At 59.8% G+C, this 22937-nt stretch carries 23 protein-coding genes; 8 read left to right on the forward strand and 15 right to left on the reverse strand.

The window, feature by feature from the left end; translation table 11 throughout:
* Positions 1–8: 8 nt before the first annotated feature.
* A complete protein-coding gene (locus AC3D25_RS20085) occupies positions 9–680 on the reverse strand; it encodes a TetR/AcrR family transcriptional regulator (protein WP_488890199.1) in 672 nt (223 codons plus the stop codon).
* Positions 681–873: 193 nt separating this feature from the next.
* On the opposite strand from AC3D25_RS20085, the gene AC3D25_RS20090 reads away from it, so the two are divergent.
* Positions 874–1164: a hypothetical protein gene (locus AC3D25_RS20090; RefSeq protein ID WP_488890200.1), complete on the forward strand. Its 291-nt coding sequence runs from the start codon at positions 874–876 to the stop codon at positions 1162–1164.
* 162 nt (positions 1165–1326) lie between these two features.
* On the opposite strand, the gene AC3D25_RS20095 is transcribed toward AC3D25_RS20090, so the two are convergent.
* From AC3D25_RS20095 to AC3D25_RS20120, 6 genes are all read right to left on the reverse strand, one after another.
* A complete protein-coding gene (locus tag AC3D25_RS20095; RefSeq protein ID WP_488890201.1) occupies positions 1327–1593 on the reverse strand; it encodes a hypothetical protein in 267 nt (88 codons plus the stop codon).
* A complete protein-coding gene (locus AC3D25_RS20100) occupies positions 1571–2098 on the reverse strand; it encodes an SET domain-containing protein (protein WP_488890202.1) in 528 nt (175 codons plus the stop codon). The genes AC3D25_RS20095 and AC3D25_RS20100 overlap by 23 nt, the downstream gene beginning before the upstream one ends.
* Positions 2099–2403: 305 nt before the next feature.
* On the reverse strand, positions 2404–2679 hold the full coding sequence (locus AC3D25_RS20105; protein WP_488890203.1) for an HU family DNA-binding protein: 276 nt from the start codon (positions 2677–2679) through the stop codon (positions 2404–2406).
* 155 nt (positions 2680–2834) lie between these two features.
* Entirely contained in the window at positions 2835–3260 is a 426-nt protein-coding gene (locus tag AC3D25_RS20110; RefSeq protein WP_488890204.1) for a hypothetical protein, read from the reverse strand.
* Between the two features lie 2879 nt (positions 3261–6139).
* Complete coding sequence (locus tag AC3D25_RS20115; RefSeq protein WP_488890484.1) at positions 6140–7093, reverse strand: ParB/RepB/Spo0J family partition protein; 954 nt, start codon at positions 7091–7093, stop codon at positions 6140–6142.
* A gap of 26 nt (positions 7094–7119) precedes the next feature.
* Complete coding sequence (locus AC3D25_RS20120) at positions 7120–8337, reverse strand: ParA family protein (protein WP_488890205.1); 1218 nt, start codon at positions 8335–8337, stop codon at positions 7120–7122.
* 1122 nt (positions 8338–9459) lie between these two features.
* Here AC3D25_RS20120 and AC3D25_RS20125 point away from each other — a divergent pair.
* Positions 9460–10950: a replication initiation protein gene (locus AC3D25_RS20125; RefSeq protein WP_488890206.1), complete on the forward strand. Its 1491-nt coding sequence runs from the start codon at positions 9460–9462 to the stop codon at positions 10948–10950.
* A 27-nt stretch (positions 10951–10977) separates the two neighbouring features.
* On the opposite strand, the gene AC3D25_RS20130 is transcribed toward AC3D25_RS20125, so the two are convergent.
* Positions 10978–11217: a hypothetical protein gene (locus AC3D25_RS20130; protein WP_488890207.1), complete on the reverse strand. Its 240-nt coding sequence runs from the start codon at positions 11215–11217 to the stop codon at positions 10978–10980.
* 113 nt (positions 11218–11330) lie between these two features.
* On the opposite strand from AC3D25_RS20130, the gene AC3D25_RS20135 reads away from it, so the two are divergent.
* Positions 11331–11621: a hypothetical protein gene (locus tag AC3D25_RS20135; protein ID WP_488890208.1), complete on the forward strand. Its 291-nt coding sequence runs from the start codon at positions 11331–11333 to the stop codon at positions 11619–11621.
* Between the two features lie 30 nt (positions 11622–11651).
* Here AC3D25_RS20135 and AC3D25_RS20140 read toward each other — a convergent pair whose 3' ends face one another.
* Positions 11652–12467, reverse strand: coding sequence for a PhzF family phenazine biosynthesis protein (locus tag AC3D25_RS20140; RefSeq protein WP_488890209.1), 816 nt, complete (start codon positions 12465–12467; stop codon positions 11652–11654).
* A gap of 267 nt (positions 12468–12734) precedes the next feature.
* Here AC3D25_RS20140 and AC3D25_RS20145 point away from each other — a divergent pair, with 267 nt between their 5' ends.
* Positions 12735–12992, forward strand: a complete 258-nt coding sequence (locus AC3D25_RS20145) for a hypothetical protein (RefSeq protein ID WP_488890210.1) — start codon at positions 12735–12737, stop codon at positions 12990–12992.
* Positions 12993–13054: 62 nt separating this feature from the next.
* Here AC3D25_RS20145 and AC3D25_RS20150 read toward each other — a convergent pair whose 3' ends face one another.
* From AC3D25_RS20150 to AC3D25_RS20165, 4 genes are read right to left on the reverse strand one after another with little or no spacing between them, the layout of a single operon-like run.
* The gene (locus tag AC3D25_RS20150; RefSeq protein ID WP_488890211.1) at positions 13055–14128 is read right to left on the reverse strand and encodes an ABC transporter ATP-binding protein; all 1074 of its coding nucleotides are present in this window, start codon (positions 14126–14128) and stop codon (positions 13055–13057) included.
* Between the two features lie 25 nt (positions 14129–14153).
* The gene (locus tag AC3D25_RS20155) at positions 14154–15023 is read right to left on the reverse strand and encodes an ABC transporter permease (RefSeq protein WP_488890212.1); all 870 of its coding nucleotides are present in this window, start codon (positions 15021–15023) and stop codon (positions 14154–14156) included.
* On the reverse strand, positions 15020–15949 hold the full coding sequence (locus AC3D25_RS20160) for an ABC transporter permease (protein WP_488890213.1): 930 nt from the start codon (positions 15947–15949) through the stop codon (positions 15020–15022). The genes AC3D25_RS20155 and AC3D25_RS20160 overlap by 4 nt, the downstream gene beginning before the upstream one ends.
* Positions 15946–17040 carry an extracellular solute-binding protein gene (locus tag AC3D25_RS20165; protein ID WP_488890214.1) on the reverse strand — a complete coding sequence of 365 codons (1095 nt, stop codon included), beginning with the start codon at positions 17038–17040 and terminating at the stop codon, positions 15946–15948. Before AC3D25_RS20165 ends, AC3D25_RS20160 begins: the two co-directional genes overlap by 4 nt.
* Before the next feature lie 364 nt (positions 17041–17404).
* Between AC3D25_RS20165 and AC3D25_RS20170 the strand changes: the two genes are divergently transcribed.
* From AC3D25_RS20170 to AC3D25_RS20180, 3 genes are read left to right on the forward strand one after another with little or no spacing between them, the layout of a single operon-like run.
* Positions 17405–18877, forward strand: a complete 1473-nt coding sequence (locus tag AC3D25_RS20170) for a TIR domain-containing protein (RefSeq protein WP_488890215.1) — start codon at positions 17405–17407, stop codon at positions 18875–18877.
* Positions 18878–18915: 38 nt separating this feature from the next.
* The gene (locus AC3D25_RS20175; RefSeq protein WP_488890216.1) at positions 18916–19404 is read left to right on the forward strand and encodes an RT0821/Lpp0805 family surface protein; all 489 of its coding nucleotides are present in this window, start codon (positions 18916–18918) and stop codon (positions 19402–19404) included.
* A 24-nt stretch (positions 19405–19428) separates the two neighbouring features.
* Positions 19429–20187, forward strand: a complete 759-nt coding sequence (locus AC3D25_RS20180; protein ID WP_488890217.1) for a S1 family peptidase — start codon at positions 19429–19431, stop codon at positions 20185–20187.
* Positions 20188–20283: 96 nt separating this feature from the next.
* On the opposite strand, the gene AC3D25_RS20185 is transcribed toward AC3D25_RS20180, so the two are convergent.
* Both AC3D25_RS20185 and AC3D25_RS20190 read right to left on the reverse strand, forming a co-directional pair.
* Entirely contained in the window at positions 20284–21153 is an 870-nt protein-coding gene (locus AC3D25_RS20185) for a tyrosine-protein phosphatase (RefSeq protein ID WP_488890218.1), read from the reverse strand.
* A gap of 164 nt (positions 21154–21317) precedes the next feature.
* On the reverse strand, positions 21318–21962 hold the full coding sequence (locus AC3D25_RS20190) for a TetR/AcrR family transcriptional regulator (RefSeq protein WP_488890219.1): 645 nt from the start codon (positions 21960–21962) through the stop codon (positions 21318–21320).
* Positions 21963–22048: 86 nt separating this feature from the next.
* On the opposite strand from AC3D25_RS20190, the gene AC3D25_RS20195 reads away from it, so the two are divergent.
* Positions 22049–22924: an oxidoreductase gene (locus tag AC3D25_RS20195; RefSeq protein WP_488890220.1), complete on the forward strand. Its 876-nt coding sequence runs from the start codon at positions 22049–22051 to the stop codon at positions 22922–22924.
* The last annotated feature ends 13 nt before the right edge of the window (positions 22925–22937 follow it).

Raw genomic sequence — 22937 nt, forward strand, 5'->3', positions numbered from 1 at the left:
CCTGCGCTTTACGACGCCCTCTTCTCAGCCGCCATGCGCGCCGCGACCTTGGCGCGGCCGGTTACCGGTAAAGCGGCAACGAAGGCATCGATCGCCGAATTCAGCTTTGCCCGGCCGGCGCCATCGTGGGCGTGGACGGCGAGGCCGGTGAACAGCACCGCGCACATCATCGACAACCCGTCGATGTCCACCGTCGGCGCGATTTCGCCGTCATCGACGGCCATCGCGATGCGCTTGCCGATCACGTCCACGATTTGCCGCTGCCGTTTGCGCAGCAACGCACGAAGCTCCGTCTGCTCCGCGCTGACGTTCAGCGTGCCCAGCATCACCATGCAGCCGCGTGGATGCGGACCGCGCGTGAACATATCGACACTACGCTTGAGCATCGCGGCCAGCGCGTCGCGGATATTGCGTGGCCCCGCCAACGCGGAGCGCGTGGCTTCGCCCTCGAGCGTCGAATAGAGATCGACGGCTTCGCGAAACAGGTCTTCCTTGCTGCCGAACGCGGCGTAGAGACTCGGCGAATTGATATGCATGGCCGCGGTCAGGTCGCTGATCGCGCAACCGTCGAAACCCTTCAGCCAGAACATTTCCATCGCGGATGCCAGCGCGGCGTCCCGGTCGAAGGCTCGCGGCCTGCCCGGCTTCTTCGACGCCACCGCATCGACTGGATCATTCATCGTTTTCTCCGTCTCCCTGATCGGGTCATGTCCGTATTGCTTTATTTTGTAACGAGCATAACAAAATCCTGGATTTGGGTCAATTTTTGAGGTTTAATATTGTGTATCGATCGACACATATTTAGGGCGTGAGTGTCGTCGCCCGACCAGGTGGTCACGGCATCTGCCCTTCTCAACAGAAATGGAACTCAATATGAAAACCGCAATTCGCACCTTGATTGCCGCCACTATCGCAGCGACCTCGCCAGCCGTGTTCGCACAGGCGCCGGCCGACGTCGGCCAGCAAACCGCCGCCGCGCCCGCGAAAAACTTCGATGTGTTTGTCGACAAGCCGACCGGCTTCACGTTCGTCAAACTGCCCGGCGGCTGGAAGTTTGCAGGCCAAGTCGGGCCGAACGACATGAAGCAATTGCCTTCGACGGTGCTGACGTCGGTCGTCCCCGATCAAACGATGCAAATGGCCGACGACCGCGTTCGCAAGTAAGCCGGTTCGCAGCGCTTCGTGACGTCTCGTCTAGCTGCGATTTTTTCCGCCGATGCGCGCGTGAGCGCAAAACAACGTGCGGCCGAGGCCCATCAAATAGTTGCTGATGGGCCTTTGCGATTCTGAATATCAGGCCGACCCATAACCGCCGCCGATAGCCGCTTAGTCGATATCCAGTGCGCTGAAGAGATCAGGCGTCGCCTCGCGCGCCGGTTGGGGCGGCGGAAGCTGACCGCTTCGGACCTGCGAGAGCGCGGCTGGCGGCAGCCAGGTCTCTTCCATTGCGGCGATACCATGCTCGATCATCTGCTGCAGGAAAAAGGACTGTTTACGTCCCGTCGTTTCTGCCAATAGTCGCAATCTCTGCTCGATCTGCGGATCGACGCGCACGGCAACGACTTTCAGTTTATTTTCCGCGCTCCTTTTCACTGCTTACTCCTGTGTTGAAATGCGGGCGGTCGAATCGCGAGTCGACGTTTATGCGACTCGCGGTCGATCGTGGGGCCAGCATTGTGCCTCGACATGCCGCCGATCCGCATCGACATGCATAAATTCGTTTGATTTCCGCCGTGCGACGCGCATCGACTTGCAACCGGTAGTCGATGAACAATTCTTCGCCCTTCTTGATCGAACGAAGCGCGCGGATGAATACGCGTTCGCCGTCCTGCTCCGCTTCGCAGTTTGGCGCGCAACTGTGGTTGAACCAGCGCGCGGAGTTGCCGCCTTGCGCGCCATCGATCACGCGTCCGTCGCCGAGGTCGAAGAAAAACGTGTGGCCGCCCTCGGCGTTGGAGCGCTCGTAGGCGCGTTGCGCGACCTTCCACGAAACGCGCCGCCCCTTGTATTCGATGACGGGCGATCCAGCGCGGAAAGCTGCGAGCGTGAACACGCCGCGGCCGTGTACGGGAGATTGGCGAACAACGATCCGACGCATTGAGTTTTGCCGATTGATCTGCGTTACAGCATCGTGATTGATCGAACGCCCGGATGGACGTCGCGTGACTTCTTTCGCCGGCAAAAGTAACGCGCGCCGATGCGGGGTGCGCTCGCGTGCCGCTGCGATCGTATTGTAGAAGTTCTGGGAGAAGCGCGCGGTCTGCGTGGCGATCCGGGCAATTCACCCGGACGGCGGCGAACGCCGAACCGCGGTGAAATGGATCAACCTGCTGCCTTGGGACGGACAGCTATTTTTAGCTCGGCGATCGCCCGAGCGTCACGGATTTCAACGAACGACCAAAATCACTTGTTGACGGCATCCTTGAATGCCTTGCCGGCCGTGAACTTCACCGTCTTCGACGCGGGGATATTGATCGCCTCGCCGGTCTTCGGGTTACGTCCGGTGCGTGCAGCGCGTGCGCCGGCCGCAAACGTGCCGAAGCCGATCAGTTGAACACTGTTGCCTTCGGCGACGGTCTTCGATACAGCGTCCAGTACCGCGTCGATTGCTTCGCCCGCTGCGATTTTGGTAATGCCTGCTTCGGTTGCAACCGCGTCGATCAGTTCCTGCTTGTTCATGGTGACCTCCTCTTCTTGATTAGTGCTGAGCCGCATTCGACTCGGCCCGCTACCTTACCGGACTTGCCGCCGGCGCGCAAAGGGCGCAAATATTGGCGATCGGTGGAAATTCGCGAGCCTTACGTTCCTTCGGCGCACTCTTGAATAAACGGAGATCACGCAGCGGAGCGCAAAAATGCGCTTCGCGGGGTCCATCGGCGTAACCAGCGCAGCGTTCCCTCGGCGATGTATACCAATACGGATGCCGCGTGCGGTGCGTTGACCGGTTCTGCGTTGCTGTCCGGTACGGTGTCGAGGGCGCTGGACGTGAGCGATGAATCTGCCGCATCGAGTGCCGAATCAGAGGACCAACTTTGATGCACGTTCGGCTCGGTAGAGATCGCTTGCGCGCTCGCGCAACGGCGGTTCAATCGTCGCCGCATCGACGATTCGTCGAGCAGCGTCCGCGCTTGTGACCATCCTTGTTCGTATTGCAAGGCGAAATGAATATCGCTGAAATCGTGAAAGCGGCCGGTATCGGCAAGCTCGTAGGCCAACGATTCGAGTCGGCTGAGCTTCCAGCTATCGAGCCCGCCAAGCACGCTCGATTGGTCGTGCGCGTCGGCGGTCGGTTGCGCGCGCCGGTTTTGCCAGGCTGTTCCCACTGCCAACCTCGTGGTGGTGTGATGGAAATCATCCTAACCTGACCCACCGGCTTCCAATGTCGCCCGCCTACCACAGCGTCTCAATAATTCTGGGTTGATTGTGGTGTTGATTGAGATTCGTTGCGGATTCGGATTCGGATTCAGGCGGTGCCGCGACGTCTTGCCGATGCACCGGCTAGATCGATGAACTTGCGGCGTCGGGGATGGAATATCGTGGCGCGAATCGACATCGATTGCAACGCGGGAACAGGCTCCGTCGCGGGAACGGCAGAGTGGCTGCCGTGGAGGTGCGTTGCGGCCTTATGCACTATCTCCGCATTAGGCCAATCGTGCGGATCAGTCCCAGTTCATATTCGGCGGAATCGCTACTTTTGTAAGGAGGTTACGGAATACGTAGCGGGTGCTACAACGGAGCCGCGCGATGCGTTTTTGAGCGGTAGGCGAGGGCTATGCGTCGTTTTGCTAGCGGAAAAGCGTTAATTCGCGTGAAACATTTGGTTTTATCGGGCCGAAAGGCTGCGGGAAACCTTTATCAGCTTGGCTCTGCGGTAATTCATTGAATTGATTCGATTGTTTCACGACCGGCGGGAACAATGAAGAAATGCGTTAGTTTGTGGCACTTCTGCGCTTGTTCTGATGTGTGAGTTGTTAGCGTAAGCGTGGGATTTCGTTCAATACGATAAGACGTGAGCCGGGCGAACGCCTGAAAGCTATTTGTAATTATGCTGACGCTTGCGCGGGGCAATCTTCGCGATTAGTTGGCATCGTATTGGTTGCGCGGCGCTTTGCTCGTTTTTCTCGTGTTGTACGGTTGAAGGTCGTCGTTCGGACAATGGTTTTTGAACTTGGATCCAAGCGATTCGGGTCCAGAGAGATTTCCAACTGCTCTAAGGTTGGGAGCTGTACTGGCGGAACTAGTTTCGCAAGACCCGGAGCATGCGTTGCTGCAGAGCATTGAGACTGTTTGCTTCGAAACATTCGCTGCACCGCCGCCGGTTCCGGAAACCGAAGTGGGACTAGCTGCCCGACGGGACCCTTGGCAATATCAACGATCCAGTTCGTGCGTGACCGCTGCCGCAATGAACGTGCGGCATGAGGCCGCCTCGCCGGACGTTCGATGGTGCCAACGAACTATGTCACTCGCGTCGCAACACGACGTCGCGCATTTGCTCTTCGGTTATCGTCCAGCCTTCCTTTCTGCGACTCCGTATGCGGCCGCTGGAACGCATCGCTATTTGTCGCGCTTCAACACTCCCTCTTGCCGGCAACTGTATGCGGAAGCCGCGCGATAGATTCTTCTCCTCGGTCCTAGCTGAGTTTCTCGCGCCTTCTCCAGATGCTCCCGTCGCCAGTGGGCTAACCATCTGGAACTGCCTGGCGCGACCAATGCCACGTTGCGGATTGGTGACCTCAATTATCCGAAACCTCGTACTGCGCGAGTGAATTTGAAAATGCGAAAACTATCTTGCTTGTGCGAACGCGGCCAATGGGGTCAAGGCCGATCTGGGTGCGGTGCGGCCGGGTAGCCTTATTGCCGGGCCATGCACCAGTGCGCAAACGCGGGGAAGGACGTGCAAGGGAAGCGCTCGCGCGCGTCGAAATGACGGATAGACTGCGGTGATCTCTCTCAAATAGGCGAACGAGCAAAAGAAATGCTGCCGCTGTGAACGCTCAGGCACTCTGCGATTTCCGGGTATGGGAACTTGATAGAAGCCCCTTTTCTCTCAGAAAAGCGATTTGAGAATAAACCGCTCCGTGTACAAATATCGCGTCGCTTAGTCTCGTTCCAATTTTTGATCGGACAGCACGGCAACAGCGCTGAGCCTCTTCGCAGTCGCGCGTTGGGTATCGCTCAACCAACTAACCGGGCGCTTAAAATATCGCGCCGATGCTCATTATCTAGTAGACCTGAGAACACCCGTCTGTAGGCGCTTGGGCGACCGTCGCTAAGATTGTTGTGTGACGAAGCCGCGCTCAGGTATGCAAGCAAAGAATGAGTTTTTGCGCCCTCGCCGCATTTCGATCTTGGGAAATCTTTCAAGTAGCAGCGGCGGCACTTGACTGAAGCCCAAGCCTAAAGCGGAGAAAGTTCCGCAAAGATTGCGCTTCGTCGAGCGGGGCAGCAGCTCACCAGGACTCTCGATTTTCGCCGTGATCTTCGATTCCGTTTTCGACGTGGTTTCTTTTATTTCGCGCGTTCTCTACCGCCACGAGCGTGGCATAGCCAAGTTCGGCCGGGCCGGATTATTCCGAGTCACGCTTGATTCTGAACTAGCATTGCGCATTGGCAGCTCGCTCGAAGTCGCTCTAGGAGACTTGCTCTACGACCCAACTGGGCAGGGACGTGGCAGCGAAGCGGCTGGCAATTTAGATGTAGTAACCGTGATTGGAAGAGTAGCTTCGATGGTCAAACGAGCGAAACGCCACGTAGCAATACGCGGCCGGAGTTTCCGAACGTCGTCGGTAGCTCGACCACAGTTTTAGGCAAGGACTAAATTGGCAGGGCTGAGGAGGGAAACGCCGCAGCACTGGAAAAACTTAGCTGCTGCGCTAGAGGACGTGCGCACATCTGCTCTGTAGCCACTCAAGAAACTAGTGCATCGTTCGTCTTATTAGCCGCCGACGCCAACGGATCCGACTGCACCGGTTGTCTTTAAACGGGCTATGCGATTTACAAGTGTCCCAAGTCGGGACACTCGCCTACAGGTCGAACACTCTCTATTTTTATCGCCACCTAAGTGTCCCGACTCGGGACACTCGGCCTCCGACGCTTTGCCACCTCCATCGCACAGCAATACCCAGTGTTGCAATCCGACCTATTGCCCTCTCGGTTGAGTCGAAAACAGCCGACCAATCACCTCTCTAATTTCTCTCTCCTGTTCCGCATTCAGCATTCCGGCCTTAATTTTCACAGTAAAGCTGCTCTCATCCTTCGTGATATTTCCGGCCTGCGCCTTGCCCGAAAAGAACTTGTCGATACTGCGGCCGACACCGTCTCCCACTGCCACAGGCTTAATTGCACGCGCGGCAATCGCACCCGCAAATTTGCTTTGATGCAGACGGCCATCCAGGACTTGCGGCCAAAGCTCTTCCGCAGCGCGCAATCCAACTTCACCATGCTTCTTCAAAGCCGTTACGATCTCATCCGCCGCCGACGCACCGATCAGGCCTGGTTGCAGATCAAGCTCCCGCTTAACGAACTCCGGAAGATTATCGAATGCGAAGAACCGATACAGGCCAGATCGCGACATCCCCAGTGCCTCAGCCATGCGCTTGCGATTCGGGAATTCCGACTCGGTGCGGCGGATGGACATTGACACTTCATAGTCAACAAGATCGTCACGGCTGATGTTTTCCACCAGCGCCAGCACTGCCATATCCTGATCGGTACATTCGGTCACGACCGCTTTAACTTCGTCCTGACCCAACAACTTATGAGCACGCCATCGCCGTTCGCCGGCAACTATCTGATAGCCGGACTCCACCCGCCGCACAACAACCGGCTGCATGAGTCCGACCTCGCGAATCGACTCAGCCAACTCGGCGAGTTTCGCCTCGTTGAAAACCCGCCGGGGCTGCCAAGGATTGGGGACAAGTTCAGCCACGAGGAGCTTCGATGACGTTCCTGTCGATTCAAGCTCCTTCACGCGCAACTGAGCTGCAGCCAGCGCGCCGGCCATACCCGGAGCAGTCTCGGTTCGATTAGACCGACGATTCGCGCTGGGCGTTCTTTCGTCAGTCGAACGAAGACCCGCCGTTTTCGCCAACATCTGCTCACGAATGTTATTGCTGTTGCTCACTGTGCAGGCCTCCATTGTTCGACGAATAAGTCATCAACCCACCGACAGTAGTCCACCAGCGGCTGCTTCACCCGGGCCAAAGACTTCGCCTGGCTGTGAGAGCTGCTGATATCAAAAACCGTGGTAAATGCAAGGGCGCCGGAACTCATCACGGAACTCGCGGGCACCTCGGACTGCGCGAGCCAGCTTCGGTACGCTCCCTGCGCCCACGTCCGCACCACCGGAGCTGCGGATGTATTGCTGTAATTCACTCGCGTCAGTAACACCGACACAAAGTCGTATTGCTTGTTGGCTTCGTACTTGATAAACGACTTGGCCACGTCCGAGAACAGCCGCCAGAACGAGAGTGAACTGAAGAAATCGAGATTCTCGGGGACCATCGGCATCACCATCGCGTCTGCCGCAAGTAACGCGTTCAGATTCAAATAGGATAAAGACGGAGACGTATCGAGCAAGATGTAATCGTAGTGGTTGCGCAATGGCGCAAGGCCTTCTCGGAGCACCTGCCAGAATCTAAAACCCGGCACTTTCATTTGCATCGCGGGAAGGTGATATTCCGCGCCGACGAGTTCCGTGTGAGCCGGGATAATGTCCAATCCATCCCAATAAGTTTTCTGCACTTTGCCCAACAGGCCGCCTTCGACCGTTTGATCGTAGAGGTAAGGCAGTACCGTATCGTCCGGAAAGACTTCTTTCTCAGCGTATAAACCGCACAGTTCGGATAGCGACGCCTGCGGGTCCAGATCGATCACCAGCACCTTCCGTCCGCGCAGACTTAAACCTTGGGCCAAGCACATCGTCGTGGTTGTTTTGGCCGATCCACCCTTCAGTTGGGAGGTGACGAGAACTTTGCCCTTGAATTCGCTCGGCCCCGCAACGAGCGGCGTCTGGTAAATGTCGGAGACCTGTTGCACCCAATGCCGGGCCTCAGGCAAAGTGAAAAGTCTGCTGCGGCTGCGCCCCGTGCCCGTGGATTGCCCTTCCGGCAGAACGCCATCGCCTTTTGTTGCAAGATACTGCACCTGTTGTCGAGTCAGTCCGCATAACTCCGCGATTTCCCCTGTCGTAAACATCGGCGCGGCCTTTCGGGGACGTGGAGCGAGAATCTGATCACGCAGTTCGGTCGCGTAATCCGTGACAACATCCGCGAAATCAGAGATTTCTTCGAGTGTCACCGTTCGCTTTATTGGCATCGGTTGGCTGATATTCGCCATTTCTGAGTTTTCCCTAAAAAAATACGCTAAACGGAGAATACAGGAAAACCGCATAAATAGGCTCAGATCGCGCGTAGGTGATTGACTTTAAGGCCTTAATTCATGAAATTTCGCAAATCTGCAGGCGTAGAAGCCAAGGCGCTTCGATCACAACTCACACAAAATCTCTCACCTTCGGCGCAGACCTCCGTCGTTCAGTGCTACAAGTACCGAACGACGGTGAGAGATTTTGTGCTTCCGTGGAAGCGCAGGCAATGGAAGCGGTCGAAAACTTCCACCAACCACTGTCAAGTTTGCGGTTTGACTCGATGGCGGGACACCTTTATTACGTTTTGCTTTCGCCGGTCGGCTACAAGTCTCACAAAGGTGAGAGATGTTGTGCACCTCTAATAGCGCCTCACTGAAGCCGGCGCCCTTCAGAGATGACTCTCCCGCCAATCTTGCACACTGGAGAAATCAATCAAGCCCTTTAAGCACGCGGATTCCGCTGAAAGTACACGCGGCACTAACACGTTTGTCTCAATGAGATAGCGATCGCTCGCTGAGAATCGCGTGCACACAATCTCTCACCTTTATCGACCAATCAAGAAGCCCAGTGCACAACACCCGCGCGGTTGCAGCGAGTGAACGTTGCAAAATCAACTTTCCAGTTGCAAATCCGTTGAGCATCGCGTCGGCTTACGCGAACACGTTTGAGAACTGGTTCGTAGGTTATCTTTTAAAAAAAACGAACTAACAAACCTACAGGAGCAACAAGACTCGTTATAAATCAGCGGGTTAATGCCAAAAGGTGAGACATTGTGTGCTGAAGGTGAGAGAAAATGTGCGTTTGAGGTGAGATTGGAGATCGCGCAAAGGAGATATCTAGAGGCGCAAGGTGAGAGTTAACTTCCAACAAAACCTAAAGGTGAGAGTTCTCCAATCCAGAGCTGTGGATAACAGAAAAAATCGATGAAAGTTCAATGACTTGCCTATAGCGGGCCGTTTCGAAGGTGAGACTTAATGTGCCAACGGTGAGAGATAGTGTGCGCGAACCGTCGACCAATTCAGAAGGTGAGACATTTTCATTGACTTCTCACCTTGGTAAACCTAAAGTCTGCTGAACTTTTTTAGGAAACCGGTATGGCCAGCGGTGTTGATCGGCGCGTGACCCCACTTCAGTTTGCGCTGGACCTTTTCGTCGAGATGGCGCCGACGAATCGCTCCATCGACGAAGCCGCGCCCGACAAAGACATCGGTTATCAAAAAAACCGCGTATTCGCGCGGATCATCGGATTGGGTCTTTCTGCGCGCCGCTTTGTCGATGCCGCTTATTTCATTGTTGCGCAAGATCCTGAAATCCAGGACAACTATGACGTCACGCTCAGCTTCTTTAAATGGCTGATGCGCTACGACAGCCGAAACAAGAAGCACTTTTCCAGCGTGATCCGCAGCGTGAAATCGTCGATGCTCGAAGTGATGAGCGCGCCGGTTGTATCCGTCGATTCCAGCGGCCGCATGCTGGAAGAGTCGGCAGAACCCGGCGAAGAAAAGGGCGGCCGTGGGGATCAGGGTCAGGGCGTCGAAATTGAAGACGAGGAAGGCGACTGGCTGGAACTGATCGGCCGCGTGAGCGTGAGGAATGGCCGGATCCGGTTCCGCGTTCCCGTGGAACTGCAGCGGCTTATCAAAGACCCGGAGAACTCCTATTGGAGCAGTCTTTTGGTGACCTCGCGCTTCACGCTCATTTATGCACGCGGTATCTACGATCATATTCTGCCCGCCGTTCCGAACGGCATGACGGACTGGTTGCCACTCGACCTCGTGCGCAATCTGCCCGGAAAGTCGTGGGCGAATAACGCCGAGTTCAAATACTTCAAGCGCGATTATCTGGAACCGGCAGTCGGTCAGATCAACGAATTGTCCGACATTGAACTGTCCTATGAGACTCGCGCCGGCACACCGGGCTCGCGCAAGAAAGACCAGATCCGCTTCAAACTCAAGCGCAAGGAAGCCGCCATCGCGACGAAGGCGGACATGCTCAATTCCGTCGCGCTTTTTATGACGCTCCAGAAAGAATTCGCGCTTTCCGATAGCCAGTTCGAGCGCATCGCGCAAAACCGCGCGGTTTGGACCGACGAGCGCATTCAGCAAGCAATCGAATATACGCGATGGAAAATACGGCAAGGCGAAAGGATCAAGACCGCCGCCGGCTACATGATGAAAGCGCTCTCGGACAATTACCGCGTTTCGGACGCCGATAAGCAAGTCGAGTTGATTCAGGCGCAACTGGTTGAAGCGGCGACGGCGCAGAAGGAGTCCAAATCCGAGCGGCAGAAGGCGGTCGAAGCCAGCGTGGCCGCGGTGACCGCGGCGGACGATCGTCGTCGGCACGAGGAGCTGCGCCTCGCGCGTGAGTTCTTCGACACCGCGGATAAAAACCCGCGGGAAGAACTGGTGCGCAAGTTCGTGGCATCGAGCACGATGGGCGTTCGCGCGATCGAGCGGCAAAATCTCAAACCCGCGCAGGTCACCGAGGCCAACATCCTGACCTTCCCCGACGTCGCGAACACGTTTATCCCGTTCGTTGCGGGCGAACTCAGAAAGGCCGGTCGACGCAGCGCGGCGCGGTGAATCGCGTTGCCGGGCGATCCTGCTTCGTTATGCAGCCACGCTATGTCGAGCAACCCGTTCAATCGAGTGCGCGCTGGAAGCGTGAGCATACGAGAGATGGCGCGCCATGGTTTGCGTCGGCGTCGCGCGGTCGCAGTCGGTCGGCACTCCAACGTCGGCGGTGAAGAGCGCGCGGTTCAGATCGATATCGATTGAAATCGCAAAATTTGAGGCGGGATGGTCGAGAGCTGAAGGTCGGAACGACAAGGTCTTCAACGCATCCGCCATGAACCCGAACCGCGGTACCACGCAAACCGAGGTACGCAACTAACGGTCCAGCCGTTTTCGCCACGCCGACAAAAGCCCTCGCGATGATCCGGTTACGTATCAATTACGTCGGCATGAATCCACTCCGCCCCTTGCAGCGCTTCCAGCGAGCGCGTGGCGTAGGCGCGGGACGCAACCCCGCGCTCATCGTCACCGTCACGCTGATGGCGCGCGGAACCGGCATGATCGGACTCGCGCCGACCTGCGAGATGATCGGATCCGCCGCGCCGATGCTCGTCGTGTTCGGCCGTCTGCTGCACGGCTTTTCGGCCACAGGCGAAGTTGGCGCAACCAAGCTTTTACGCGCCAGCGTGGGACATGCTGACGTGCGGCGCGATCAGCGTGCTCGGCATCGCGATGTATGACGAACGCCGGCCATTAGCCCGTCGAAGACGTCAGTCCGTTTGCGACGCTAGCTCGGGTACCTCGATAGTCCCTTCGAGATACTGCACCGCGTGGCCCGAAACGAGCACGCGGTCGTCTTCGATTTCACAGTGCAACACGCCGCTCCGGTCGGATGCCTGTAGCGCCACGAGTGTGTTCTTGCCGATCCGCTTCGACCACAACGGCGCAAGCGCCGCATGGATCGATCCGGTCACTGGGTCTTCAGCGCCGCCGTTAGCCGGCCAGAAGTAGCGCGAGACGAAATCGTGATGATCGCCCGGCGCGGTGACGACGACATCGCGCGGACCGAGTTTCGCGATCAGTTCGAGATCCGGCACGACTGAGCGGACCTCGGTTTCGTTGTCGTACATCGCGATGTACGCCTGCTGGCAGATGAAACATTCGCCGGGCCGGATCGACAGGCCGCGTACAAGTTCATCGGGAATCTCTTCGAGCCGCTCGCTGTCGCGCTGCGGAAAATTCATCTCGATGAGACCGTGCGCCCGTCGATTCACCGCGAACGGCCCGGTCGCTTTCGCATGAAAGACAAGTTGCTCGGTTTGAGAATGCTGTTGAAACAAGGCGAATGCGCTCGCGAGCGTGGCGTGCCCGCAGAACGCAATTTCCTTGATCGGCGAGAACCAGCGTATGTCGAAGCCGCCGTCGTACCGACGCACGATGAAGGCCGTTTCCGACAGGTTGTTCTCGCTGGCAATCGACTGCATCAGCGACTCGGGCAGCCACGTGTCGAGCGGAACGACGGCGGCATAGTTGCCTTTGAACACGTCGCTCGTGAATGCGTCTATCTGGTAGATCTGCAGCTTCATAGTGGGCGCTTGCCGGTGTGATGAATAGGTTCATCCTATGAGGCAAAACGCGCCGCGTACAGGGACACTTTTTCGCTCGCGCGGCAAAAAGCGGCTTGGCGTGATATCAAACGTGGGACTGGGTCACGCAACAGCAGAAGATGGGGCGCTCGCCGGTCTACGGCTATCACTTCGAGCAGACTTCGCCGTATAACCCGGTCGCGCCGCATTCGAAGGATGTTCAATACGTCTTCGGCAATTTGCCCGCGAAGGTCGCGGTGAGCGCAAGTGCGCAGGATCTGGCGCTCCGGCACGCTCCAGTCGTACTCGACCAACGTCGCGCTTGCTGCAGACCCGAACGGCAGCGGCCAACCGCAATGGCCTCGCTACGCTGGTGCGGGCACTCAGACGATGCGGCCCGGCGCGGTCATTCGGGCAGGCGCGAAAGAGGGCGCGGCGCGCTTGCAGTTTCTCGACCGGTTCCGCGCAAACGGACTGATCGATGTGACGCAGCACGAGCGCGGCGGATCTGCGTTGTACGTTTAAGCACCAGGCGCTTTATGGATGAGCGTTGCATCCGTAGCAACGCGGATTACGTGACGCGCAAATCAATGAACAGCCCTCGCCGCGATCAACTTGCACGCATGCGCGGGCAACTCCGCCAGCACCGGCATGCCCAGCGTAAGACCGGGCGTTTCGCGGGGCGTCGTGGCGGCGGTCAGCGTGAAGCCGGCGCAGTCGATCGTCGCTTCGAGCGTCGCCCCGACGTCGCGGATGAATCTGACCGTACCGGCCAGTTGATTCGGCTCGCTGGCAACCGACGCGGGACGCAGGCAGACGTCTTCCGGACGGATCAGAAGGCGGATGTCACCGGCCGCATCGGGCACGTGTGCGGGATTCGCCACTCTTATCCGCTGGCCGCCCGGCAGGCTCACACCGCCGCTGCCATCACGCGTGACCGGCAAGATGTTTCCCAGTCCGATGAAGTCCGCCACGAACTCGTTCACCGGATCCCGATAGATATCGAGCGGCTTGCCGACTTGCGCAATCCGTCCTTGCTCCATGACCACAATTTCATCGGCCATCGTCATTGCTTCGCGTTGATCGTGCGTGACCATTATCGTCGTGATGCCGAGGCGTTGCTGCAGCAAGCGGATTTCGACCTGCATGGCTTCGCGCAGTTTGGCGTCGAGCGCGGAGAGCGGTTCGTCGAGCAGCAACAATTTCGGCGACGAAGCGATCGCCCGCGCAATCGCCACACGTTGGCGCTGTCCGCCGGACAGTTGCGTGACCGGCCGGTTCGCCATGTGCGGCAACTGGATCAGATCGAGCAGTTCGGCCACACGCCGCGTTTGTGCGGCCTTAGCGGTCTTCCTGAGTTTCAGCGGATACGCGATATTTTCGGCGACGCTCATATGCGGAAACAGCGCCAGCGACTGGAACACCATGCCGAAGTCGCGCTGGTTCGCCGGCAAGCGCGTGATATCGCGGCCGGCAAACATCACGCTGCCGGAACTCGGCGTCTCAAGCCCCGCGATCATGCGCAGCAGGGTCGTCTTGCCGCAACCGGACGGACCGAGAAAGCAGACGAGCTTGCCGTCCGGGACGTTCAGGTCGACGTGATCCACGGCATACGCGGAATTGAAGCGCTTGGTCACGGCCTGAAGTGTCAGATGAGTCATGTCGATCCCTCGAATTTTTGCGCGCTCAGAGCGCCACGCCTTTGTCGCCGATCAGCTTTTCGAGCAGCCAGATCAGTGCGAAGTCGATCGCGACGATAAAGACGGCGAACGAAAACACCGTCGGATCGAGCGACGACACCGTGCGGCTGTAAAGCCACACCGGCAGCGTCATCGTGTTGATGCCATACAGGAAAAACGTCACCGTAAACTCGTTGAACGAGATGATGAAGGCGAACAGCATGCCCGCCAGAATGCCGGGACGCATCAGCGGCAGCACGACATCGAACATCGCGCGGCGCGGGCTCGCGCCCATCACGCACGCGGCTTCCTCGAACTCGGGGCCGATCGACGCCACCGACGCCGCGCAGTTCTTCACCGTGAACGGCAGCGCGAGAATCACGTGCGCGATGATGAGCCGAAAAATGCCAAGCTCGACCGGCAGCACGTTGAACACCAGCAGCAGCGACAACCCGAGCATCACAAGCGGATAGACGAGCGGCAATGCCACGAGTTGTTCGACCGCCGACTTGCCGCGAAACCGGTAGCGGCTCAACGCATACGCGGCGGGCACGGAGACGAGCGTCGCGATCAGCATCGTGGATACAGCGACGATCAGGCTCGTCGTCAAGGCGGTGCCCATCGACAGCACGTCGCTCGCGTCGGGCGAGACGAAGCTATGCCATGCCGCGCGATACCACTGCAGACTGTAGCCGGGCGGCGGGAACGCGAGCGTGTCGGATGCGCTGAACGACATGACGATCATCGTCAGGATCGGCAACGCGGCGAGGAAAAGGACAATGGCCGCGAGCAGCGCGGACGGTCTGCCGAGCTTGCCCGGCATGGTCGCGGGCAGCAGCCGGGCGCGCGAGACGGATGAGTGGACCGGGCTGCTCATGCCGACGGCTCCTTGAGACGTTGAGTGCGGCGCACGAGACGCTGCGAGATCGCCATGACGGTAAGCGTCGCGATCATCAGCACGACGCCGGACGCCGATGCGGCCGGCCAATTCAGCAGCGGCGAAACCTCATCGTGAACGAGCACCGCGAGCATCGGCACGCGTCGTCCGCCGAGTAAGAGCGGCACTGCAAACGCGCTCGCGTTGTAGGCGAAGACGAGCAGCGCGCCGGAGACGAGCCCCGGCATCGCGAGCGGCAGCATGATGTGACGCAACGTTTGCCAGCGTGTCGCGCCGAGTGTCGCGGCGGCTTCCTCATACGAGATCGAGACGGCGCGCATCGCGCTCGACAGCGGCAGCACCGCGAGCGGAAATGCGGTCTGAATCAGGCCGAGCAAGACACCATGCTCACGATAAAGCCATTGCATCGGACGCTGGATCACGCCGCTTGCGAGCAACGCGTGATTGAGCAAACCCGCCGGGCCGAGGATGATGAGCCAGCCATAACCTTGCAGCAGCAAATTGACGAGCAGCGGCAACAGAACGCCCGCCAGCAGCAAACGCCGCGCGAGACGCGACTCGGTGCGCGCCATCGCGATCGCGACGGGGATCGCCAGCAGCACCGCGCACACCATGCTCTGAAACGCGAGCCGCAACGTGAGCCATAGCGACTTCAGGAAATACGAATCCGCGAGGTTGGCGTAGTTTTGCAGCGTGAATCCGTGCCACTCGTCGCCCGGCGTGCCGAAGCTCATGCGCAGAACCACGAGCGCGGCCGCTGCAAGCACCGCGAGAAACGCGAGGATAGGCGCGAGCAGCAGCCACGGCCGCGCGCGGTCGAGCGCGGCGGCCGCCGCCGGGGCGTCCGGCTGGTCCGGTGCCTTCGGCTCGGTGCGCTGCGAGGAAAGCCCGGCCATCGCGGTCATGCCGAGAACAGCTCGGTGTAACGCTTGATCCATGCGGGTTGAACCACGGCGAGTTTCTTGTCGTCGTGGAGGATGGATTTCTCCGCGATCTGCTGCGGAGACGGCACGAACCGCAGACTGTCAGCCGGAATCGATGCCTTTGAATTCACCGGGCCGTTCAGCACGTCGACCGCCATCTTGCCCTGCACGCCGGCATCGAGCGAATGGTTGATGAACGCGTGAATCAGATCGAGGTCGCCGGGATGAGACTTCGGAATCACCGTGAACATCAACTGCGTGGCGAAGCCTTCCTTCATGCCGTAGGTCACGCCCATCTTGTACTCGGGCTTTCTGATCTGGTCGGGAAAGAACGCCGGCGAGTAGATGCCGCCGATATCGAGCGAACCGGTGCGGAAGAGGTCGGCGACCTGATTCGGGTTTTCGCCGAGCGTCATCACGCGGTCTTTCAGTTCGGCGAGCTTCTTGAACCCCGGATCGATATTCTGCTGCGAACCGCCGGACATTTTTGCGGCGATGATCGCGAGATCGACCGCCTCCGCAAACTCCGGCGGCGGCAGGAACAGGCGGCCCGCGTACTTCGGATCCCACAGCGCTTCATACGACCCGGGCGGCGTTTTGACGGTGGACGTGTTGTAGATCAGGCCGTCGGACCACAACAGATAGCCGACGCCGAAACCATCCGCGCCCGTCCGATAGCGCGCGGGCACATCCTTCAGATTCGGCAGCTTGTCGAGGTCGGGCTTGACGAGCAAACCCGCATCGCCGAGACCCGACGCGCCGACGCCCGCGAGCGTGATCACGTCGTAAGTCGGACGATCGCCCGCCGCCTTGACCTTGGCGACCATGCCGGACGTGCCGTCTGCGCGGTCGGCGATCACCTTCGCGCCGGTCTTCGCCATGAACGTCGCGGCGATGTTGCGCAGCGCGGCGGTGCCGGTGTCGTCGGACCAGGTCAGAAGGCGCAGCGTCTTGCCAGAGAAGTTTTTCTCTTGCGCTCGCAGACTGACGAAGGGCGCGGGTAGCGCGGAAGCCGCGACCGCCGCGCCGATCGTCTTGAAGGCTTGCCGCCGCCCTGTGCTGAATTTCGTCATCGCCAACTCCGTCAGTGGTTAAATAAATGTCGGGCTGCGGCGTCGCGGGAATGGCTGGATTGCTCGCGACCAAGCCGGGGACGCACGCGCATCAGCCATGTTGGTAGCCCAAAAAACGCGTCACAATCGATATATCGTCATGTCTGCCATGCGTAGCGTGCATGGGTCGCACGGCGGGACGGATCGTGATTTCGTCTTATGTTTCGTCATCCGATCGGTCGAATCGGCGCGGTTGATTCAGTAATTGGCGATCATCAGGAAAATACTTACTGCAGCCTATATTTCTGTCGGCTACCTTCTAGAATTACTGAAAACTGCGACGCGCTCTTCGCAGTCCACAGCAATGGATACCGGAGCTCCAGAGATGTCAAATCCCGTGGGTTTCTGGAGCTATGCTCGCAGCGACGACGCGCATAGCGACGGGCATCTGAGCCAGCTCCGAACGATCGTGGGGAAAGCGATCGCGTTGCAGCACGGCGCGGACATTCAGATCTGGCAGGACATCCAGGCCATTCCGCCGGGCGCCGACTGGGCCGCTCACATCGAGCGCACCATCAGCCACACGGTCTTCTTCATACCAATCCTCACGCCCCGCTACCTCAAGAGCAAGAATTGCCTGGAGGAATTGCTGTCGTTCCGCCGCCGCATGCATGAACTCGGACGCGACGACATCATTTTCCCGATTCAGTACGTCAGCGTCGATAACGTCGATCGCGAAGATTCGGTATTCGGCGCCGAATTCGATGCGCTGCATCGGCATCAATGGAGCGATTTTCGGCCGCTGCGCCACGCCGATCCGCGCTCGAACGAAGTGCATATGTGGGTCGATAATCTGGCCGCGCATATCCTGCAGGTTGCGGTGCCGGTATCGAAGGCGGAGAGCGCGATCCTCGCGGCACGCGAGCGCGAATCGAAGCCGAATGTAACCGAGCCGCCGCGCCAGGAAACAGCGGCGGACGAAACGGAGCGCGAGAAGGTTCTCGCGAAGAACGCCGAGGATCATCGCAAGCAAGACGAGGCGGCGCGTGCGGCCGACGAGTCGCGACGGCGGCAAGCGGCCGCCGAAGCCGCCGAAGCCGCCGAAGCCGCCGAGCAGACGATCGCGGCTCAGGTTTTCATGCCGCAGACGGCCGTCGTCGCGCTTGACCCAACGACGGGCGCGATGTTCGGCGCGCCGGCGCGATCAGCCGGCGCACGCAAGCCGCACACGGGAATGGTTGTCGCACTGGCGTTGGCTTTGGTCGTCGTGTGCGTAGCGGCGTGGTTCGCCATCACGCGGCAGCAGGTATCGAGCACGGCGCCGGTTCCGTCGGTGTCCGCGCCAGTCGCGTCGCCGCAAGCGGCGGTCGTGCCCGCTCCCGTACCCGTCGTCCCGCCGCCTCCGTCGATCGTTCCCGCACCGCCGCCCGCGGCCGCGCTGCCGTCCCCATCGCCATCGCCATCGCTGCCGCCATCGCCATCGCCGCCGCAACAATCGGCCGGCGCGGCGGATAGTGGAGCAACGCCGCCCGCGCGCGCGCCGGACCTTCAGGGCAGCGTCGACAAGATGCTCGATTCGGCTGCGCTGATCGTCTCAGGACGGATCGTCAATCTATACGGCGTGCGCGGTGCGGACGGCCGTCCCGCGAAAGCGATGCAGCGTTACCTGGAAAGCGAAGGGAACGTGATTCAGTGCTACGCGCGCGACGAAGCCTATCAATGCTTTGCGAACGGCCGCGACATCGCCGTACGCGCCCTCCGATCCGGCTGGGTGCGGGCACGACAGGGCGGCTCCTCGCCCTACGCGGCGGCCGAGCAGGATGCGCGGCTCGCACGCACAGGTATTTGGGGGAAATAGAAAATCCGGGCGTCCAACTGATTGGTGGAGAATAAGAAATGAACCAACTTCCGTCGATATTGATCTGCGCGGCCTTGACCACGGCAATCATCGCGGGATGCGCGGACGACGGATCGGGCGGCATGAGCAAGACCACTTCCGGTGCGCTGATCGGCGCGGGCACGGGCGCTGCGCTCGGCGGTCTGCTCGGGCATGGCAGCGCCGGCGCGATCGTCGCGGGCGGTCTTGCTGGCGGCCTGCTCGGCGGGGTGATCGGCCATCAACTGGACGAGCGCGATCGGGCCGCGCGCGAGGCCGCGCTGGCGGCCGCGCTGCAAAGCTCGAAGAATAATCAGACCACTTCCTGGCAGAACCCGAAGACGGGAAACTCCGGCAACATCAAGCCGCTCAACGGTTACACGAAGTCGCCGAGCGCTGCGACCTGCCGGCAATTCAACGAAAGTTACGTGAAGGACGGCAAGACGTATCAGCAAACCGAACGCGCGTGCCGCGACAAGAACGGCGAGTGGAAGCTGGCGGACAACTAGCGTGTTATCGGAAAGCGAGTCTCGATGCGCGTTCGATCGCTCGTGCTTTGCGTGATGGCGTTCGCCGGGGCCGCCGCCGCTGCTTCATGGCGAGATGCGAGGGCGAACGGCGACACGGAAAGCACGGCTCAGCTCTATCGCAGCGGCACGGGATTTTTCGTTGCGCAAACGGGCGAGATGCTGACGAGCGCGCATGTCGTGCGCAAATGCAGGCGCATCGAGGTGTGGCCGCAAGGTGCGGCGTCGGGCATCGCGGCCGTGATCGCAACGCGCGACGAGCGCCTGGATCTGGCGATGCTGAGCACGAACTACCGGGTGGATCGCATCGCCGGTTTCGCCATCGATCCCGCGCGCAAGGGCAGCCGCGTCGTGACGATCGGATACGGCTTCACGGCCTCCGCGCCGCTGGAGCCGGTTTTCACGCGTGGGCGGATCGACGGTCTGGCGCGAAGCGGTGGCCGGGATATCGCCATGTTGCGGGCGAGGCTCTATGAGGGAAATAGCGGCGGGCCGGTGGTCGACGAAGAGGGACGCGTGATCGGCATGGTGATCGGACGCTATGCGAGCGATCCCGAGCTTGGCGTGGCTATTCGCGGCAGCGAGCTTGCGCGATTCGTGCGCGCTTGGTACCAAATCCCGTACCAAATCCCGCACCAAATCCCGTACCAAATCCCGCACATGGCGACGAGCCAACCGGCGAGACAGGACCCGGAAAAGTATCTCAGCGAGATTTCCGCGTTGATCCAGTGCATCGGCGCGGAGCACCGGCCGTCCGTTCATTGAGACGTCGATGCGGCGCTGCCCCGAGCGTTGCCGCAATGGCGAAGGTCAATCGCCATCGCCTGCAACACCCGTGGCAGCGAGATTCAGACTGCGCGTTCAGCCGAGCAGCTTCGCCGTCAGCAGCGCCTGCGTGCTGGCGCTCAGGCCCAGACCTGTCGTGATGTAATTGCCCATCGAACCGTAGCTCGTCGCCACCTGGTCGAATCCCGCCGTGAGAAAGCTCTGCTGGACGCCGAGCACGGGATAGATAACGTCCGCGTAGGCCTTCCCATACTTCGTGACATACGCGTCGTAGGTAGCCTGAATCGACGCCGCCGAGTAGATGTTCGTGAGCAGGTAGTCCTGAACCACGACGCTCTGCGGCACGCCGACGAGCGACAACAAGACGGCCGTCACCCAACCGGTGCGATCCTTGCCGGCCGTGCAATGGTAAAGCTGAGCGTTGGCGCCGTTAGCCAGGTCCGTGAACAACTGGCCGAGACGCGAGCGTTCGCCCGCGTCGGTGACGAATTGCTGTTCGGCCAACTGCATCATCGCGATGGCGTCGGCTGCCGAATTCAGCGTCGGAACGCTGGCGCTCGATGTGCCGATGATGTTGATCTGCACGTAGTTCGCGCCGCTCGGGAGCGTGTCCGGCGACGCGGTGATTTCTGCGGGCGTCCGAAGGTCGTAGACGGTCTTGATTCCGAGCGTGTTCAGCGTTGCGAGGTCCGCCGCGGACGGCGTGAGCGCATTCGAGCGATAAAACACACCGCGCCGCAGTTTTTGTCCGCTGGCGGTCTGATAGGCGAGGCTGTCGTCGGCACCGGCTACGTCGCGGAAGTTATTGACGGTGCCGAGCACCGGGGTTTTCTGAACCGCGGCGACGGCAGCCGGCGAGGCTGCATTCGAGCTGCTGCCGCCACATGCAGCCAGCAGCGAACTGCCGGCTACCGGCAAGAGTAGGGCGCTCAGGGTTCCCTGCAACGTTTGATGCAGGATCCTGCGACGGTTGGGCGACTGAAGAGTTTGGATGTCTCGGTTCGATTCGTTATGGTTCATGCAAGCGCCCGTGCGGAAAAAATCACGAATACTTACGCAGTTGCATGACTTGTGCGTGACAACGCGGCGAATCGGCATCCAGCATCGACCTAAGCCTGAACCACCGGTCGTGCCTCGCGTTCGAGATAGCCCAGACAGAGCGATTCAAGCTGACCGGGCAGCTTGCGGATCATCGATTGCGGCGACTTTCCCTCCAGCAGCAAACGTATAGGTCCGACCAGCGCGCCCATGAACATGAACGTGGTCGCCGCGATGTCGTCGAAATGCGCGTCGGACGCCGTCATGAGCATGGCTTCCAGCGCGGCGCGATTGCGCGCTTCCACCTCGCGGACATAGGCGCGCGAGTCGAGTTCGAGCGCAACCGCGTAAAGGGCGCGCGATTCATCGAGGTTCCTGGTCTTGGATTTGACGAACGCCGTCACGACCGTCTTCACCATCGACGACAGACACGCGCCATGCGCCGACGCCGCGGCATCTTGCAGGGCGGTGGACACGGTGCCGAGATGCCGCTGCAACACGGCAAACAAAAGCGCCTGCTTTTGAGGAAAGTACTGGTAGAGCGTTCCGACCGACACGCCCGCGCGCTCCGCCACCCGGATGGTGGTGAGCCGCTGCAACCCTTCGGCCAGCAAAACCTGAATAGTCGCGTCGAAAATCGCGTCTACGGTGACTTGCGAGCGCGCTTGCTGCGGTTGTTTGCGGGCGTTCAGCCCGGGTTCCTTGCCGGTGCGCATATGCGAATTCACAATCTGAATAATTATTCGTATTCTATTCGAACCTGATGCAGCGATGGAAACAACAACCCGAACGGAGCAGAGCAATGACAGAAGCAACACGCGCCGGGACCTTTCAACTTGGCAACCGGGCCGTTACGCGCATGGGTTATGGCGCCATGCAACTCGCGGGTCCGCACGTTTTCGGGCCGCCGAAAGACCGCGCCGCAGCGTTGGCGGTGCTGCGCGCGGCGGTCGAGGCGGGCATCACGCATATCGATACGAGCGATTTTTACGGCCCGCATGTCACGAATCAACTGATTCGTGAGGCGCTCCATCCGTATCGCGACGACCTGACCATCGTCACGAAAGTGGGCGCGAAGCGCGGAAGCGATGCGTCGTGGAGCGTGGCGTCGTCGGCGGCGGAACTCGAATCGGCGGTGCATGACAATCTTCGCAATCTGGGTCTCGACGTGCTGGATGTGGTGAATCTGCGGATCATGTTCGAAGTCGGAGCGCCAGCAGAAGGCGATATCGAGGAACCGCTGACCGCGCTCGCCAGACTCCACGAAAAGGGCTTGATCCGTCACATTGGGCTGAGCAATGTGACGGCGAAGCAAGTGGCGCAAGGACGCGCAATCGCGAGCATTGTCTGCGTGCAGAACATGTACAACCTCGCGCATCGGAAGGACGAAGCGTTGATCGACAGTCTGGCGAAGGACGGCGTTGCCTATGTGCCGTTCTTCCCGCTCGGCGGCTTTTCTCCGCTGCAAGCCGACGCGCTGAGCCACGCTGCGCAACGACTCGATGCGACGCCGATGCAGGTCGCGCTCGCGTGGTTGCTGCAGCGTTCGCCCAACATCCTCCTGATACCCGGAACGTCCTCGGTCGAGCATCTGGCGCAGAACATCGAAAGTGTGAATCTGCGTTTGCCGGAGGACGTGCTCGCATCGCTGGATGAAATCGGCGCCGGGAAGGCGTAAAGATCGGACCGGC

This window comes from Caballeronia sp. SL1002 (genome assembly GCF_057814995.1).

What these genes read in the sequence shown, in the direction of transcription:
- AC3D25_RS20160 (WP_488890213.1), bottom strand. Translation starts at nt 15,949, where the DNA reads ATGACCGCGATGGCCGGGCTTTCCTCGCAGCGCACCGAGCCGAAGGCA.
- AC3D25_RS20140 (WP_488890209.1), bottom strand. Translation starts at nt 12,467, where the DNA reads ATGAAGCTGCAGATCTACCAGATAGACGCATTCACGAGCGACGTGTTC.
- AC3D25_RS20090 (WP_488890200.1), top strand. Translation starts at nt 874, where the DNA reads ATGAAAACCGCAATTCGCACCTTGATTGCCGCCACTATCGCAGCGACC.
- AC3D25_RS20170 (WP_488890215.1), top strand. Translation starts at nt 17,405, where the DNA reads ATGTCAAATCCCGTGGGTTTCTGGAGCTATGCTCGCAGCGACGACGCG.
- AC3D25_RS20115 (WP_488890484.1), bottom strand. Translation starts at nt 7,093, where the DNA reads ATGTTGGCGAAAACGGCGGGTCTTCGTTCGACTGACGAAAGAACGCCC.
- AC3D25_RS20125 (WP_488890206.1), top strand. Translation starts at nt 9,460, where the DNA reads ATGGCCAGCGGTGTTGATCGGCGCGTGACCCCACTTCAGTTTGCGCTG.
- AC3D25_RS20180 (WP_488890217.1), top strand. Translation starts at nt 19,429, where the DNA reads ATGCGCGTTCGATCGCTCGTGCTTTGCGTGATGGCGTTCGCCGGGGCC.
- AC3D25_RS20135 (WP_488890208.1), top strand. Translation starts at nt 11,331, where the DNA reads ATGAATCCACTCCGCCCCTTGCAGCGCTTCCAGCGAGCGCGTGGCGTA.
- AC3D25_RS20085 (WP_488890199.1), bottom strand. Translation starts at nt 680, where the DNA reads ATGAATGATCCAGTCGATGCGGTGGCGTCGAAGAAGCCGGGCAGGCCG.
- AC3D25_RS20150 (WP_488890211.1), bottom strand. Translation starts at nt 14,128, where the DNA reads ATGACTCATCTGACACTTCAGGCCGTGACCAAGCGCTTCAATTCCGCG.
- AC3D25_RS20190 (WP_488890219.1), bottom strand. Translation starts at nt 21,962, where the DNA reads ATGCGCACCGGCAAGGAACCCGGGCTGAACGCCCGCAAACAACCGCAG.
- AC3D25_RS20165 (WP_488890214.1), bottom strand. Translation starts at nt 17,040, where the DNA reads ATGACGAAATTCAGCACAGGGCGGCGGCAAGCCTTCAAGACGATCGGC.
- AC3D25_RS20175 (WP_488890216.1), top strand. Translation starts at nt 18,916, where the DNA reads ATGAACCAACTTCCGTCGATATTGATCTGCGCGGCCTTGACCACGGCA.
- AC3D25_RS20105 (WP_488890203.1), bottom strand. Translation starts at nt 2,679, where the DNA reads ATGAACAAGCAGGAACTGATCGACGCGGTTGCAACCGAAGCAGGCATT.
- AC3D25_RS20100 (WP_488890202.1), bottom strand. Translation starts at nt 2,098, where the DNA reads ATGCGTCGGATCGTTGTTCGCCAATCTCCCGTACACGGCCGCGGCGTG.
- AC3D25_RS20130 (WP_488890207.1), bottom strand. Translation starts at nt 11,217, where the DNA reads ATGGCGGATGCGTTGAAGACCTTGTCGTTCCGACCTTCAGCTCTCGAC.
- AC3D25_RS20120 (WP_488890205.1), bottom strand. Translation starts at nt 8,337, where the DNA reads ATGGCGAATATCAGCCAACCGATGCCAATAAAGCGAACGGTGACACTC.
- AC3D25_RS20195 (WP_488890220.1), top strand. Translation starts at nt 22,049, where the DNA reads ATGACAGAAGCAACACGCGCCGGGACCTTTCAACTTGGCAACCGGGCC.
- AC3D25_RS20155 (WP_488890212.1), bottom strand. Translation starts at nt 15,023, where the DNA reads ATGAGCAGCCCGGTCCACTCATCCGTCTCGCGCGCCCGGCTGCTGCCC.